Genomic DNA, 14,503 nt, shown 5'->3' with positions numbered 1-14,503 from the left:
ATATTTTAATATGCTTTTTTACCTTAAAAAAAAACTTGTTTTTGATATTTTATTTTGATTTTTGAACACATTTTTTGAATTGATTTAATAAATAATTCGCTAGACAATAGTATTTACATAATATTCCTTATAATTGAATGATTTTTTATCATTATTTCATTCTTGTGTTGTATTTTAGTGAAAAACTGGGTATAATCATAATGTTAGATATAATATATTAATTTTAATTGAATAACTATTAAAGTTTTTTTACTAAATATAAATACATCTACAATCATAATATTATTCTAAAATTGTATAAAAGATATATATTTTGTATCTTATTATTGATATTTTAAAATGTTGCTATGTTTTTCTAATGATTGTTTATGTTTATTTTTATAAATATTAATAAAATACAATTTTATATCTATATGAAGTTATTATAACTTTAAAATAGCTTTAATAATTGCTTCAATATAAACAAACTGCTAGTGCTCTGTGATAATGATTCTATATCTACTTTGAAGTTTCGAATCAAGTATCTATGTGCACAATTACAAATAAATTTAAACACTTTAATTGACAGATTAACGGTAGGAGGTAGAAATGAAAAAAATTGATATTTACGAAGAATTGAAGAAAAGAATAGTTAGAAATGAATATAAGCCTGGAGATGTTTTAAATGAAATAGAGATTTCTAAAGAATTTAATATCAGTAGAACTCCTGTCAGAAGCGCATTCCAAAGATTAGAGATGGACAAATTATTGAATATTGTCCCTAGATATGGAGTACAGGTATCATTTATAGATTTTACAAATATGAAAGCTCTCTTTGAGCTTACAAGTGTACTTGATCCTATGGCTACAAAACTAGCTGTAAAAAATATTACACCAAAAAAACTCGAAAGATTAAAAGAAGTTACGGCAGAGCTTGAAACTTTCTGTGCAGCGGACAATTACCAAAAGGCAATAGATCTTGATGAAGAGTTCCACTCTATTATTATGGATGCCTGTGGTAATTCTTGGCTAACATCAACACTTCAATCCCTTCATCTTCATACAGAAAGACTATGGCACTACTGTAATGAATATTTTACAGATATGACAATATTTACCAAAAGATTTAACGGAATTATAACTGCTATAGAAAACCAAGATGAACTTGCTGCAGAAGAAAGTTCTCGTCAACATATAAATGATTTTGTTTCAAAGGTAAAAGAGGCTCTTTTTTAGAGAGTAAGCTTTTATTTTATATAAAATATTAAAAGATAAAATAATAAATATAAAATAAGAAAATTAAAATTTTAAAGTATCAAAAATATTTTTAATTTTATATACTAAGAAGTTTTTACAATATTTATAACTTTTTTTATTTATATACATTTATTTTTATTCTTTTTTTGTTAATAGATAATATAAACCATTATTACTTATATATAGTAATTTATTAAAAAGCTGCAATTAAAAAAATAATAAATTAATTCAATATTATTGTAATTTTTGCACAAATATTGTATGATAAATAAGGGACAAAGTATATTTTAGTCCTTTAATATAAAATAAAGCCTTAATATTTTTGGGCTATACAGTATTAAGATTTTTTTAATCTTATTTATTTTAGGAGGTTTGGAAAATGAACAATATTAGCAATCTTGAACCTAAGGAAGTTTTTAAGTGGTTTTATGAAATAAACCAACATCCAAGAAGTTCAGGCAACGAAAAAGAAGTAAGTGATTTCTTAGTAAAATTTGCAAAGGATAGAGGACTTGAAGTTTATCAGGACGATATCTTAAATGTAATAATAAAGAAACCAGGTACTCCAGGATATGAAAACTCTGAAACACTTATAATTCAGGGACATATGGACATGGTTTGTGTTAAGACTGATGATTCTAATCATAACTTTGACACAGATCCTATAGAAATGGTAGTTAATGGCGATATAATGACAGCTAACAACACTACATTAGGTGGAGATGACGGTATTGCTGTTGCTTACGGACTAGCAATATTAGATGCTGACGATATTCCACATCCTCCACTAGAATTATTGATTACAACAAACGAAGAAACTGGTATGGATGGTGCTATGGCTCTAACTGCTGATCACCTAACTGGTACTCGTTTAATAAACATCGATACTGAAGAAGAGAAGGAATTCCTAGTAAGTTGCTCAGGTGGCTCTAACATAGATATGGTATTTGACGTTAAGAGAGAAGCTGCTAGCGGAAAGGCTTATGAAATAGTTGTTTCTGGCCTTAAGGGTGGACACTCAGGTGGAGAAATACATAAGCAAAGAGCAAATGCTATAAAGATGGCTACAAGAGTATTAAATTCTGTAAAGAATGATATTGTTTTAGCTTCTATAGAAGGTGGAATCAAGCACAATGCTGTTCCTAGTTATGCAAAGGCTGTAATATTTACTGATGATTTTGCAAAGATAGAAGGAACTATCAATTCTATAATTGCTGATCTTAAGGAAGAATACAGAGTTGAAGATCCAGGTCTTACAATAGCTGTAAAAGAAACTGAAGCAAAGGATGCTTATGAAAAGAATTTAAGTAATGATATTATTGAATTCTTAATGGCTCTTCCTGATGGTGTTCAGTATATGAGTAAGGATATAGAAAACCTTGTTCAGACATCTCTAAACAACGCTATAATAGGAGAAGAAAATGGTAAGCTTAAGCTTATAACTTCTGTTCGTTCTGCATCTACTAGTTCTCTAAGAGAAATATTAGATCAACTTGCTATAATAGCAAATAGATTTGGTGCTACTTCTAGAGAATATGCAGCTTACCCAGCTTGGCAGTATGAAGCTGACTCTAAGTTAAGAGACATAGCTGTTGAAACTTTTGTTAAGCAGTATGGTGAAGAACCTAAGGTTCATTCAATACATGCAGGACTTGAGTGTGGATTACTTAAGGGTATCCTTCCAAACACTGATATGTTAAGCTACGGACCTCAGATAAGAGATGCTCATACTCCTAAGGAAAACATGAGTATATCTTCTGTTCAGAGAGTTTGGGAATTTACAAAGAGCTTACTTGCTAACTTAAAGTAATAAAGTAATAAAATAATATATTTATAAATAAAAAGGTTGCTACAGAGTAGCAACCTTTTTGTATATTTGTATTTATTCTAAATTAATAGTTTTAAACTTATACATTTAATTTTCTTCTAGATTAAATCCAAAATAGCTCATCGAGGGTTTTATCCAAAACCTTACATATTGATACACAAAGATTAATAGTGGGATTATAATCGCCCTTTTCAATAGCAATAATTGTCTGTCTAGATACCCCTACCAAGTCCGCTAATGCTTTCTGAGACAAGCCTTTTGCTGCCCTAGCTGACTTCATCTTTAGATTTTTCATTAATCTTCATCCTCTCTTTTAGCAAGTTGAGCATCAATTTTTGCCCTGAAATTGATGGCAGCTATTACAACTAAAAGCATCAAGGTAACAAAAATATTTATTGATTTCACAGTCAGTATCCCATTTGTAATCACACCGCCACTAATTATCATTAATACCGCACAGACTAGATTAATAACCGCTGCAATCATTAAAATTGTTATATATTTTTTTCTGTCCATAGATATATAGAAATATGCATCAAATACAATTGTATATACAACAAATACACTTGATCCCACTATTATAATTATAAGTGAATACATCCACTTGTCCAGAAACGGTCTTCCAAATAAGAACTCTGCAAAAAGTAATAAAATAATTGTTATAAGCATAGATTTAAATCCATGCTTATATGCTCTTCCTCTAATTAATTCTTGGCGTTCATCGTATTTTTTAACTTCCCCTCTCGAAAACTTTTTTCTAAAGAGTAATCCAAATACTACAACTATAAATATACCTAAAAACATACCCACATTAAAAGCATTATTATCTCCCATATTACACCTCCATTTATTATAGCAGTTAATTAAACGTATTTTTTTATTATTAAAAATATCTGCTATATTCAAATCTATATAATATATAGTAATTTATAACTTGCTCTTTGTCAACTATATTTTACATTCATATTTTAATTATGCTTTTTATTATAAATTTTTAGATTCTTCATAGAAAATATTCATAGGAAATATTTATAAAATAAAAAAACACCCATTAGTCAACAGGTGCTTTTTCAAACTTATAGCTTTAAAGAGAAGTGGCAAATTTTATTTAAAGGTTTTGATTTATTTTTTAATTATATTTACATAGATTATTTATTCCAAGTTTCTTTTTTTACTTCACCACTATATACATTTATAGCAAAACTCATCAGAGGATTTGTTGAGCTACCTTCTGCTCCATTTTCATCTTCCTTAAACTTCGTATAATCTTTCGTTTTGGATATATAGAATCTATCGAAGAATCCAGCATGTCCATATCCAGCACCAAACATAGTATATTCATTTGTCTTTATTTTTTGGTAAACTTCAGATTCATTTTTTTCTATATATTCTAAGACCTTTTTTCTTCCAACTTCTCTATCCACCAATACGGATACACCATCTTCAGTTGTACCCCAATCACCCTCTATATGCCATTGAGGTGCCAAAGTTCCATCTTTTAATACAAAGTATCTACTATCGTGAATTCTTCCCCCACCGTCTCCAAAATATTTGTCATAAATCCAACCTGTTTGCATGACACCATCATTATTGAAATAATATCTATTACCATCTATATTATTCCAACCTTTTTTCTTATTTCCATTTACAAAATAATATCTATTAGAGTTTGATTCTATCCAACCATTTACTGAGCTATCTATATTTTCTTCTATGTTTTTTCCAGATAGTTCCTTCTCAACCGATTTGGATATAGAGTTTTGTCCACCTACTATTATTACATTTTTTATATTATTTTCTTTTATGTATTTTTCTGTATGCTCATTTAGTTTTTCTGACTCGCTAAGAAGTATTGCTGCATTATTCATTGTTGATACAAGAGCCGAAGATAGGGCATCTGGATAGTCTTGACCATTTACTAATATTACAGTGTCTATATTTTTGCCCAGTATATTTTTATACTGATCTGCTACTTTTACAGCTGTTTCATATCTATCTTCTCCTGATATTCTCAAAGTATAATCTTTTTCTTCTATATTCACGGATGATTTACCGCCAAACACCAAAGCTACAGGTGAGCTATATGAATAATTAGGATCATTTCTAGCAAATTCAACCTTAGAATGTCTATTCACTATCATAGGAGTAGCTACTAAGGCATCAGCAAATACTTTAGAACTCACTACTGATGTTACATTTGATATTGGATAATAAATATCACCATAACTTAGATCTAGCCTTTTTCCTTGAACTTTTTCTGCTGTTTCAAATCTATCTTTTCCTGAGATTCTCTCTACTGAAATCCCCATATTTGATAAGCTGGATTCTACATTGCTAGATATACTGTTTTTTCCACCTAATAAAAATATTTGTTTGACATTTATACGTTTTAGTTCTTCTTTAAGCTCTGCTTTTACAGAGTTTTTAGATACAAGATACAAGGGAAACTCACCTTGAGCTGACAAAGTTCCTCCCATAAGTGCATCCGCAAAACTTTCTCCACTAGCTACTATAGCTATATCTGATTGATTAAAGTACTCTTGACTAATCTTGATAGGAGTTTGATATCTATCTGCTCCTGAGATCCTTCTAACGCTCAAATCCTCACTTGCCGATGATATCAATGTTGCTGAAGATACCATTATTGCCAACGATAAAAATAGAGCAAATAACCTTCTCATAATATCCCTCCTTTTAATTTGAATTTTAGTTTATATTTTAATTGTACCATAGTAAGAGCTAAATTATTGATTTTTCTAAAAATTCGATATATTATTCTCCACATATGAGCGCCTTTTCTAAAAATATATATATTATTCTATACCCATAAAAGTGACAATTTATTTTTTAAATTATATGTTAATATAGTATAATAGTCATTAATTGGATATTTAAATCTACTTAATATAGTTTTATTACTTGTAAAATATAATTGGTTTTTCGGAGGTAAATTATGGACAGTACTATTTTATTTGGAATTGTATTATTTATTATAGGCTTTATTTTTTTAGCAAAATCTAATAACTTTTTCAAAGCTAAAGACTCAAAAGATAAAGAATCTTGGAATGGAGTACCAATTCCAAAAACAATAATATCTAGTTTTTTTATTTTTATAGGGCTTTTAATTATAGTTTATAGAATTTATCTAAATATTCATTAAGAATATTTAGGATTTAGATAAAAAATTAGACAAAAAATACTGCCACTAATGTAGCAGTATTTTTATTTATTTGCTATTAATTAATATCTAATATCTAATATCTAATATCTAATATCTAATATCTAATATCTAATATCTAGATTTTAACCTCTACAAATACAAAGTGATTAGTTAAATTTAGCTAATCTTTCTTCTATCGTCTTTAGAATCTCTTCATATTTTTCTTTCTTTTGCTTTTCTTCTTCAACTAATTTATCTGGAGCCTTATTCATAAATCCAGGATTGTTTAGCTTTCCTTCAACCCTCTTGATTTCAGAAATAGCCTTCTTCTTTTCTTTATTTAATCTTTCTTTTTCCTTCTCAAAATCAACTAATTCGTCAAGTGGTATAAATATCTCTACTCCATCTATTACTACTGATACAGCGTCTTCAGGTATACCTATCTTGTCATCTTTGATCTCTACGTCTGAAGCTGATGCAAGAGATTTGAAGTATTCTTTTCCATCTTCCATAGCTTGCTTTTTATCAACAGTTGGAACTATTATTGTCTTTGCTTTCTTTGATGGAGGAACATTCATTTCAGTTCTTACATTTCTTACACTTCTGATACCATTCATTATTAGGTCCATTTTTTCTTCTTCTATCTGCATATTGTCATTTTCATCATAATGAGGATATTCTGCCCTTATAATATATCCTTCAACAGTTGGAAGATATGAATATATTTCTTCTGTGATAAATGGTATAAATGGATGAAGAAGCTTTAATATCTTTTCAAGAACATAAGTTAGAGTATAAAGTGCAGCTCTTTTTGCATCCCTATCTTCACCGTATAATCTAGGTTTTACCATTTCTATATACCAGTCACAATACTCTGACCAAGTAAATTCATACGCCTTTTGAAGTGCCATTCCAAGCTCAAACTTGTCCATATTGTGAGTTACTTCTTTTACAACTCCATTTGCTCTAGATATTATCCACTTATCTGCAAGAGTGAAATCTTTTTCTACAGCTTCTCTTGTCAAGTTTTCTAACAAGGATTCATCTTCAAGATTCATAAATACAAATCTAGATGCATTCCATAATTTATTATTGAAGTTACGAGCAAACTCTACTCTTTCTGTATAGAATCTCATATCATTTCCCGGTGAGTTTCCTGTTGCAAGAGTAAATCTAAGCGCATCTGCTCCATACTGATCTATTATTACTAGTGGGTCGATACCATTTCCTAGAGATTTTGACATCTTTTTACCCTCTGCATCTCTCACCAAACCATGAACTAGTACATGACTAAATGGCTTTTCATTCATACAGAACATAGCACTAAACACCATTCTTACTACCCAGAAAAATATTATGTCATAACCTGTTACCAAAACACTTGTTGGGTAATAATAATCTAGTTCTTCAGTTTTTTCTGGCCATCCTAGAGTTTCAAAAGGCCATAGTCCTGATGAAAACCAAGTATCCAAAACATCTTCGTCTTGCTCAATATTTGTAGAGTTACACTTACTACAATGAGTAGGTGCCTTCTCCGCTACTATTATTTCTCCACAGTCCTGGCAGTAATATGCTGGTATTTGATGTCCCCACCATAACTGTCTAGATATACACCAATCTCTAATATTTTCAAGCCACTGAAGATAAGTCTTGTCAAATTTATCAGGAACAAATTCAAGATCTCCTTTTTTTAATACATCTATAGCAGGCTTTGAAAGTTCATCCATCTTTACAAACCACTGAAGTGATAGTCTAGGTTCTACAACAGAATGACATCTGTAGCAAGTACCTACAGCATGATCATGCTTTTTGATGTGCATTAGATAGCCTTCTTCTCTTAGATCATCTACAATAGCTTTTCTGCACTCATATCTGTCCATACCTTCATATTTTCCAGCCAAAGAATTCATTGTTGCATCATCATTCATTACATTTATTTCTTCAAGATTATGTCTTTTTCCTACCTCAAAGTCATTAGGATCATGTGCTGGAGTCATCTTTACGGCACCAGTTCCAAAGTCTTTGTCAACATAATCATCTGCTACTATTATCAACTCTCTGCCTACTAGAGGTAGTATTGCCGTCTTACCTACAAGGTGAGCGTATCTTTCATCTTCTGGATGTACAGCTACACCAGAATCTCCTAGCATTGTTTCTGGTCTAGTTGTGGCAATTTCCAAAAACTCATCACTATCCTTGATAGGATATTTAATATGCCAAAAATTTCCTTCTTGATCTTCATGCTCTACCTCAGCATCAGAAAGTGTAGTCTTACAGTCTGGACACCAGTTTATTATTCTATTTCCTCTATATATATGACCTTGATTATAAAGTTCTACAAAGAATTTAGTTACTGCCTTGTTGCAGCCTGCATCCATTGTAAATCTTTCCTTTTCCCAGTCACATGATGCTCCAAGTTTTTTTACTTGATTAACTATCTTGCCACCAAACTCATCTTTCCAGTCCCAAGCACGTCTTAGGAACTCTTCTCTTCCTACTTCATACTTAGTCTTTCCTGTTTCGCTCTTTATTCTATCTACTACCTTTACTTCTGTAGCTATAGATGCATGGTCTGTTCCAGGTATCCAAAGAGCTTCGAATCCATCCATTCTCTTCCATCTAATCAATATATCTTGTAGTGTATCATCAAGTGCATGCCCCATATGAAGCTGACCTGTGATATTTGGAGGAGGCATTACTATTGTAAATGACTCTTTATCTTTGTTTACTTCTGATTTAAAGCAATCATTATCCTGCCACTCCTGATACAGTCTGTCTTCAAAATCTTTCGGATCGTAATTTTTTGGTAAATTTCTTTCCATAATTTCCTCCTTGTAAAATACTCTTAAATATTACATATAATATTTACTAATCAATTTAAATTTTTTATAGATTTAAATCTATAACTTTTTATTATATAAAAAAAGAGCCTTTCATCCACAAAGGACGAAAAGCTCGCGTTACCACCTTAATTCCAGACGAATCTGGCTCTTTGAAGTCTTTAACGAAACTACCCGTATCGCACTACACATCTGGACTTCATGCGACAAACTACAAAGCTACCTTCAAAATACATTCATTGAAAATCTCGCACCTTCGATTTTCTCTCTGAAAAATCCTGTAAATTTACTCCTCTTTGTCTGAGTCTTTAAATTTAAACTTGTTCAATGTATAGATTATATAATAAAAGTATTAAGTTTGCAATATCTATGTATAATATAATTTATAGCAATTCAAAATCAAGGTAAAATATTTCATCTATTATATTATTTTTCTCCTTTATTTAATATCAAAAATATCTTGTCTAATTAAAGATATAATTTTTTATTATAAATAAACTGTACATATCATATTCTCTATAGATACATATAAAATAAAAGCAAATAATAATATTAAATTGCATTTACCTATATATTTTCTAATTTGCTATATTTTAACCATGAACAATTTCTATCATTTTTTTATTTATTTTACTAGCATCAAGTGCACTTGGTATGCTAATCACATTACTTCTTATTTCTTCAAATGAATTATCCTGTATTTCTATCATTTTGAATATATCTTCACTTGTTATTCTCTTATTTTCTATTATCTTTTCAGCAATATTTATAAAACCACTATCAAAATCACTTAGCTTTGACTTGATTCCAACAAAATGGTCGTCAAATAACTCTGGATTTGTAAGATAGATTGCAGCTATTACATCCCAGAGAACTATTGAGTCTTGATTATATTCTGTTTTAAATTCATTCATCCATTTTTCTATTTTTTTGATTACAAATTCATTTTTAAGATTATGATTTTCTACAGTAAATTTTTGCTTCAAATCACTCAGCTCATCAAAAGAAAACTCTATTTCCATACACCTGTTTCCTGTTAAAACAGAAACATTTGAATACTGTGTCAAAACTTCAAAAGCTCCTTCTGGACAAACTGAAAAATTTAATTCTTTCATTATTTTATCCCCAAATTCAAGAGGCCCTGTAATACCGCCCATCAAGACAACTTGCTTTATATGCGCTATTATACTAGTGTCTATTATTCCAGCGTCCAATATATTTTGCATAGATCCAGTAGCTAGGACATGTACCTCACCTGGATACTTGTTTACCATTGATACTATAAAGTTAGCGGCATCATTTTTCTTTACTTCTTCTTTTTCCATGCTGGTATTATTTTCATATTTTGAAGCATAATAATCTTGCATAAGATATCCGCCTCTACCCTTATATACATCTACATCCGCCCCTATTTCTTTGATCAAATCGACTGTTTGATTATAAACATAATCTAATTTCTCATTTCCATAAGTACAAGTTACTCCCAAAAGCTCTACATCTGGATTATTGATGAGATAAAGCAATGCTAGACCATCATCAATATCTCTATTGTCTATACCCATTGTATTATCACAATCAAATATTACTTTTTTCATTTTTACACCTTTCTATGTATAAACACCTATCTATCATATAGGCTCATATTTTATTTTATTCTGATATATTATTCATATTTTCATAATTAATATATTAATTAAATATATTAAGCTATTTACTCATTATATTTAATATATTTTTGCCTCTTATTTTTAAGTACATATAAATTTTTATAAGTATAAAATTAATCTTATAATTTATATCTTTAAGACTAAGCTTACACTTAAAAATCAACATATCAAAATTATCTATAGCCTTAAATACGTTAAAATTTTTATTTAAATTAAAAATTAAATTCCTTATAGTAACGTATTCCCCTATATATTATATATTATTTATAAATAAATCTCCACAAAGTTTCTAATTAACATATTATATTTCAAAATTTGTTTGTAATCTATATATTTATATCTTTTTACGACTTTAAAACCTTGTTTTTTTAATAATATAAAGTGCTTTATTTTCACTTTGCGAATGATAATTTATTTAATTATATTTTTTAATTTAAATTTTTATGTTTTATTCTTTCAATTTTTATGTTTTTTTATTCTTAAATAGTGTGTTTTTTTATATAATTTTATAAATACTAAGCTTTTCAATATCTCTAAAAAAAGATAAGTATAAAAGTTTATACTTATCTCAAGTCAAATATCATAAATATTTAATATACAATGAAATCCTTTATTTTCAATACTATCTTTGATCCATTTTCATATATTTTTTTGGAGAAATCTTCTACCTTTAACCTTATAAACTCATCTAACAAATACTCATCCTTATTTGAATCCTCTGGATTGTCAATTACTATATCACTGAAAGCATTATTTATATCTTTGTACAACAATCTAGATAAATCTTTTCTTTTTACCTTTATAATATGTTTTATACTTACTCCTGAATAATTTGAACTCTCCATTATTCCCTCAATATATTCAATATTTCTATACTTATTTTTATCTGTATTTCCATACTGATTTATGTCTATATTTTCTTGTTTTTTTATTTTCTCAGATTCTAGCACTCTATCTAAAACTTCTGATTTTTTTTCGTCATTTTTTCTATTTTTTTCAAGTATTTCAACCTGCTCAGGTTTAATAAAAAGAACCCGATCTTTTATATCTATAAAATTATCATCTAACATAAATTTGGCGATATCAACATTATTTGGCTTCTCGTAAATATTTTGTGGAGTATCAATTTGTTTGATCTCTCCATCCAACATTACTCCCACTCTATTACTAAAAAGAAGTGCCTCTTGCTTGTCATGAGTAACTAATATTGTTGTAATACTGTGTTTTTTCTGGAGTTTTATTGTTAGATCTCTCATTTTTTCACGTAAATGTGTATCTAGACTTGAATAAGCTTCGTCCAATAGCAATATTTCTGGCTCTACTGCCAATGCCCTAGCCAATGCCACTCTTTGTTTTTCTCCACCTGAGAGTTTGTTTACTTTCTTATTTTCGTAACCCTTTAAACCGATTTCTTCAAGCAATACTTTTACTTTTTTTTCTACAAAACTCTTTTCTTTCTTTCTAACTTTAAGCCCAAAACCTATATTATCATACACATTCATATGTGGAAATAAGAGATTTTCTTGACTTACAATTACTATATTTCTCTTATTACTGGGAAGATTACTTATATTGATTCCATCTAGAAAAATATCACCTTCAAAATCATCTACAATACCTGCCATTATTCCCAACATTGTACTCTTTCCGCATCCAGAAGGTCCCAATATACTCAATCTTTCTCCACTAGTTACTGATATGTTCATTTTATTCAACACTATATTGTTTCTATATTTTTTATTTATTGATTTCATCTCTAACTTATACACTATTTTCTCCTTTACCCACACCTAAACACACGGTTTTAGCTCTTTTTAAACATATATGTAGCCCTATATATATCCAAACACCTAGTCTTAGCTCTTTTTAAACCCTAACGCCAAGCACTAACTCCTAGACCTACATAAACATGTAGTCTTCTAACTCTTTTTTGTAAATTTTCTTTAAGAGTACTTCCATAATAAACAACAATAACACCGTAGTTGACACAAATATTACTCCATATACAGATCCCATCATTCTATCACCGGACTGTATAAATGGAAACATATCCATGGTAAATGTTATAATTTTTCCTCCACCTATTAAGTACACCAAGAAATACTGACTAAAAGAAACTATATAGCACATTATTGCTGCTGATATTACACCCGGCAAGATCATTGGAAATACTATAGATTTTGTGATTTCTAGACTACTTGCTCCAAGAGTGTGGGCTTGATCTATGTATCCTCTTCCAGTTATTAAAAATACATCCTTTATCATATTAACAGCATAGGGTATACACGGAACTATACTTACGAGAATTACTCCTAGATATGTTCTGGCAAGACCCAACTTTATAAACTCAATATTTAATCCCATTCCAATAGATACCGCTGGAATTATTATTGGAGAATATACCATATACTCAACTATTTTTTTACCTCTAAAATTATTAAAAGCCAACGCTTTGGCACAAGGTATAGAGATTAGTATAGTAATCAATGTAGTTGTAATAGATATAAATATACTATTTTTTAAAGAATTTAGAACTCTAGAATTGTTTAAAAAAACATACTCCCATCCCCTTAAACCAAAATTTGTAGGTAAAAGATCTGGCCATCTATAGTTATTTGTAAAAGACCATACAATCATAGTTATGATAGGTATTAATATTGTAGCTACGGATATAACTATTATTGCTTTCATCAAAATCACTTTTAATTTATTCATTATTATTCTGCCTTTCACCTTAATTCATAGCCGTGATTATACTTACATTCTCAATCATCGCTATATTTTTACTTGCTAGATAACTTTTTAGTATATATCTAAAATTACTAGCTGAAGCTTATATATTATATAAGCTTTTTTTCAACTTTATTCTCCATAACTTTTGCCCAATATTGCTCTTTTAATAATATAATTAAATAGTATTACAAATAAAACGCAAAAGGCAACTATCACCATATTCATAGCCATTGCATGAGGCCTATTTGACATTATAGGATTTTGATACTCTATAAATGCCTTTATCGGTAAAGTTTTGGGTACTGTACTACCCAGCAGCATCGGAAGTTCATATGCTCCAAATGAAAACGAGAAAATTATTGTGAATGTAGACAAAATAGTTGGTAGCAACATAGGCAGTGTAACCTTCATAAAAGCATACATTTTGCTCGCTCCTAAATTAACTGCTGCCATTTCATGTTTTGAGCTTATTCTTCTCATTACTGCCAAACATGTTAATAATATATAAGGTACTTCTTTCCATACATATGATACTATTATTCCAATTCCATTTGAACTAAAAAGCACGTTTGAAAATATTTCTTGAGAATTGCTTAGCCCTAGTTTATACAATATCCTTGCTATTATTCCCGAATCAGATAAAAATGTAATCGCAAATAAAGCTACTATTATATGTGGCACTACAATTGGTAGCTTGTAAAAAGTGTCAAAACTAAGCTTTTTTCTTCCTTTTTGTGAGCTTCCTCTCTCCAAAGATAATAATATTTTAGCAAGTAAAATACCAAGAGCAACACTTATAATAGATGAAACCGTCGTAATATAAAGAGTAAATAGTAAGCTTTCAATAAAAGAACTATCTCTAAATATCTCTGTATAGTATCTAAATGTTATATCATTCATCCCTATAATAGGAAAATATCCGAGACTCTGAACTAGAGCCCCGAATATGCCTACTACCAAGACAAATAATAAAATAAACATAACTGGAAATATTTCCAGGTATACTTTATAATTTTTTTTATTTGCCATATATATTCTC

Annotated in this window: 11 protein-coding genes and 1 other annotated feature; of the genes, 3 read left to right on the top strand and 8 right to left on the bottom strand. The window is 29.3% G+C overall.

Annotated elements, in window-relative coordinates:
- The first annotated feature begins 588 nt into the window (after positions 1–588).
- Positions 589–1,215 carry a GntR family transcriptional regulator gene (locus tag RR561_RS06740; RefSeq protein WP_332506791.1) on the top strand — a complete coding sequence of 209 codons (627 nt, stop codon included), beginning with the start codon at positions 589–591 and terminating at the stop codon, positions 1,213–1,215.
- Positions 1,216–1,615: 400 nt separating this feature from the next.
- Positions 1,616–3,046, top strand: coding sequence for an aminoacyl-histidine dipeptidase (locus tag RR561_RS06735; RefSeq protein ID WP_332506790.1), 1,431 nt, complete (start codon positions 1,616–1,618; stop codon positions 3,044–3,046).
- Between the two features lie 121 nt (positions 3,047–3,167).
- Here RR561_RS06735 and RR561_RS06730 read toward each other — a convergent pair whose 3' ends face one another.
- The 3 genes from RR561_RS06730 to RR561_RS06720 form a co-directional block, all read right to left on the bottom strand.
- Complete coding sequence (locus RR561_RS06730) at positions 3,168–3,359, bottom strand: helix-turn-helix transcriptional regulator (RefSeq protein ID WP_332506789.1); 192 nt, start codon at positions 3,357–3,359, stop codon at positions 3,168–3,170.
- Positions 3,359–3,898, bottom strand: a complete 540-nt coding sequence (locus RR561_RS06725; protein ID WP_332506788.1) for a DUF6442 family protein — start codon at positions 3,896–3,898, stop codon at positions 3,359–3,361. The genes RR561_RS06730 and RR561_RS06725 overlap by 1 nt, the downstream gene beginning before the upstream one ends.
- Before the next feature lie 314 nt (positions 3,899–4,212).
- Positions 4,213–5,745, bottom strand: a complete 1,533-nt coding sequence (locus RR561_RS06720) for a cell wall-binding repeat-containing protein (RefSeq protein WP_332506787.1) — start codon at positions 5,743–5,745, stop codon at positions 4,213–4,215.
- Between the two features lie 272 nt (positions 5,746–6,017).
- Between RR561_RS06720 and RR561_RS06715 the strand changes: the two genes are divergently transcribed.
- The gene (locus RR561_RS06715) at positions 6,018–6,224 is read left to right on the top strand and encodes a hypothetical protein (protein WP_332506786.1); all 207 of its coding nucleotides are present in this window, start codon (positions 6,018–6,020) and stop codon (positions 6,222–6,224) included.
- A 167-nt stretch (positions 6,225–6,391) separates the two neighbouring features.
- On the opposite strand, the gene RR561_RS06710 is transcribed toward RR561_RS06715, so the two are convergent.
- The 5 genes from RR561_RS06710 to RR561_RS06690 all read right to left on the bottom strand — a co-directional run bounded on the left by RR561_RS06710 (position 6,392) and on the right by RR561_RS06690 (position 14,493).
- Positions 6,392–9,046, bottom strand: coding sequence for a valine--tRNA ligase (locus RR561_RS06710; RefSeq protein WP_332506785.1), 2,655 nt, complete (start codon positions 9,044–9,046; stop codon positions 6,392–6,394).
- 117 nt (positions 9,047–9,163) lie between these two features.
- Positions 9,164–9,376, bottom strand: a binding site (T-box leader).
- Positions 9,377–9,657: 281 nt separating this feature from the next.
- On the bottom strand, positions 9,658–10,659 hold the full coding sequence (locus tag RR561_RS06705; RefSeq protein WP_332506784.1) for a nucleoside hydrolase: 1,002 nt from the start codon (positions 10,657–10,659) through the stop codon (positions 9,658–9,660).
- Positions 10,660–11,321: 662 nt separating this feature from the next.
- The gene (locus tag RR561_RS06700) at positions 11,322–12,500 is read right to left on the bottom strand and encodes an ABC transporter ATP-binding protein (protein WP_332506783.1); all 1,179 of its coding nucleotides are present in this window, start codon (positions 12,498–12,500) and stop codon (positions 11,322–11,324) included.
- Positions 12,501–12,630: 130 nt separating this feature from the next.
- Positions 12,631–13,446 (bottom strand): ABC transporter permease, encoded by an 816-nt coding sequence (locus RR561_RS06695; RefSeq protein WP_332506782.1) that lies wholly within the window; start codon positions 13,444–13,446, stop codon positions 12,631–12,633.
- Between the two features lie 147 nt (positions 13,447–13,593).
- Positions 13,594–14,493, bottom strand: coding sequence for an ABC transporter permease (locus RR561_RS06690; protein ID WP_332506781.1), 900 nt, complete (start codon positions 14,491–14,493; stop codon positions 13,594–13,596).
- Positions 14,494–14,503: the final 10 nt, after the last annotated feature.

Source organism: Peptostreptococcus sp., from assembly GCF_036639115.1.
Taxonomy (GTDB): domain Bacteria; phylum Bacillota; class Clostridia; order Peptostreptococcales; family Peptostreptococcaceae; genus Peptostreptococcus.
This window is presented reverse-complemented; position numbering and strand designations above follow the sequence as displayed.

What these genes read in the sequence shown, in the direction of transcription:
- RR561_RS06720 (WP_332506787.1), bottom strand. Translation starts at nt 5,745, where the DNA reads ATGAGAAGGTTATTTGCTCTATTTTTATCGTTGGCAATAATGGTATCT.
- RR561_RS06735 (WP_332506790.1), top strand. Translation starts at nt 1,616, where the DNA reads ATGAACAATATTAGCAATCTTGAACCTAAGGAAGTTTTTAAGTGGTTT.
- RR561_RS06690 (WP_332506781.1), bottom strand. Translation starts at nt 14,493, where the DNA reads ATGGCAAATAAAAAAAATTATAAAGTATACCTGGAAATATTTCCAGTT.
- RR561_RS06705 (WP_332506784.1), bottom strand. Translation starts at nt 10,659, where the DNA reads ATGAAAAAAGTAATATTTGATTGTGATAATACAATGGGTATAGACAAT.
- RR561_RS06730 (WP_332506789.1), bottom strand. Translation starts at nt 3,359, where the DNA reads ATGAAAAATCTAAAGATGAAGTCAGCTAGGGCAGCAAAAGGCTTGTCT.
- RR561_RS06710 (WP_332506785.1), bottom strand. Translation starts at nt 9,046, where the DNA reads ATGGAAAGAAATTTACCAAAAAATTACGATCCGAAAGATTTTGAAGAC.
- RR561_RS06725 (WP_332506788.1), bottom strand. Translation starts at nt 3,898, where the DNA reads ATGGGAGATAATAATGCTTTTAATGTGGGTATGTTTTTAGGTATATTT.
- RR561_RS06740 (WP_332506791.1), top strand. Translation starts at nt 589, where the DNA reads ATGAAAAAAATTGATATTTACGAAGAATTGAAGAAAAGAATAGTTAGA.
- RR561_RS06695 (WP_332506782.1), bottom strand. Translation starts at nt 13,446, where the DNA reads ATGAATAAATTAAAAGTGATTTTGATGAAAGCAATAATAGTTATATCC.
- RR561_RS06715 (WP_332506786.1), top strand. Translation starts at nt 6,018, where the DNA reads ATGGACAGTACTATTTTATTTGGAATTGTATTATTTATTATAGGCTTT.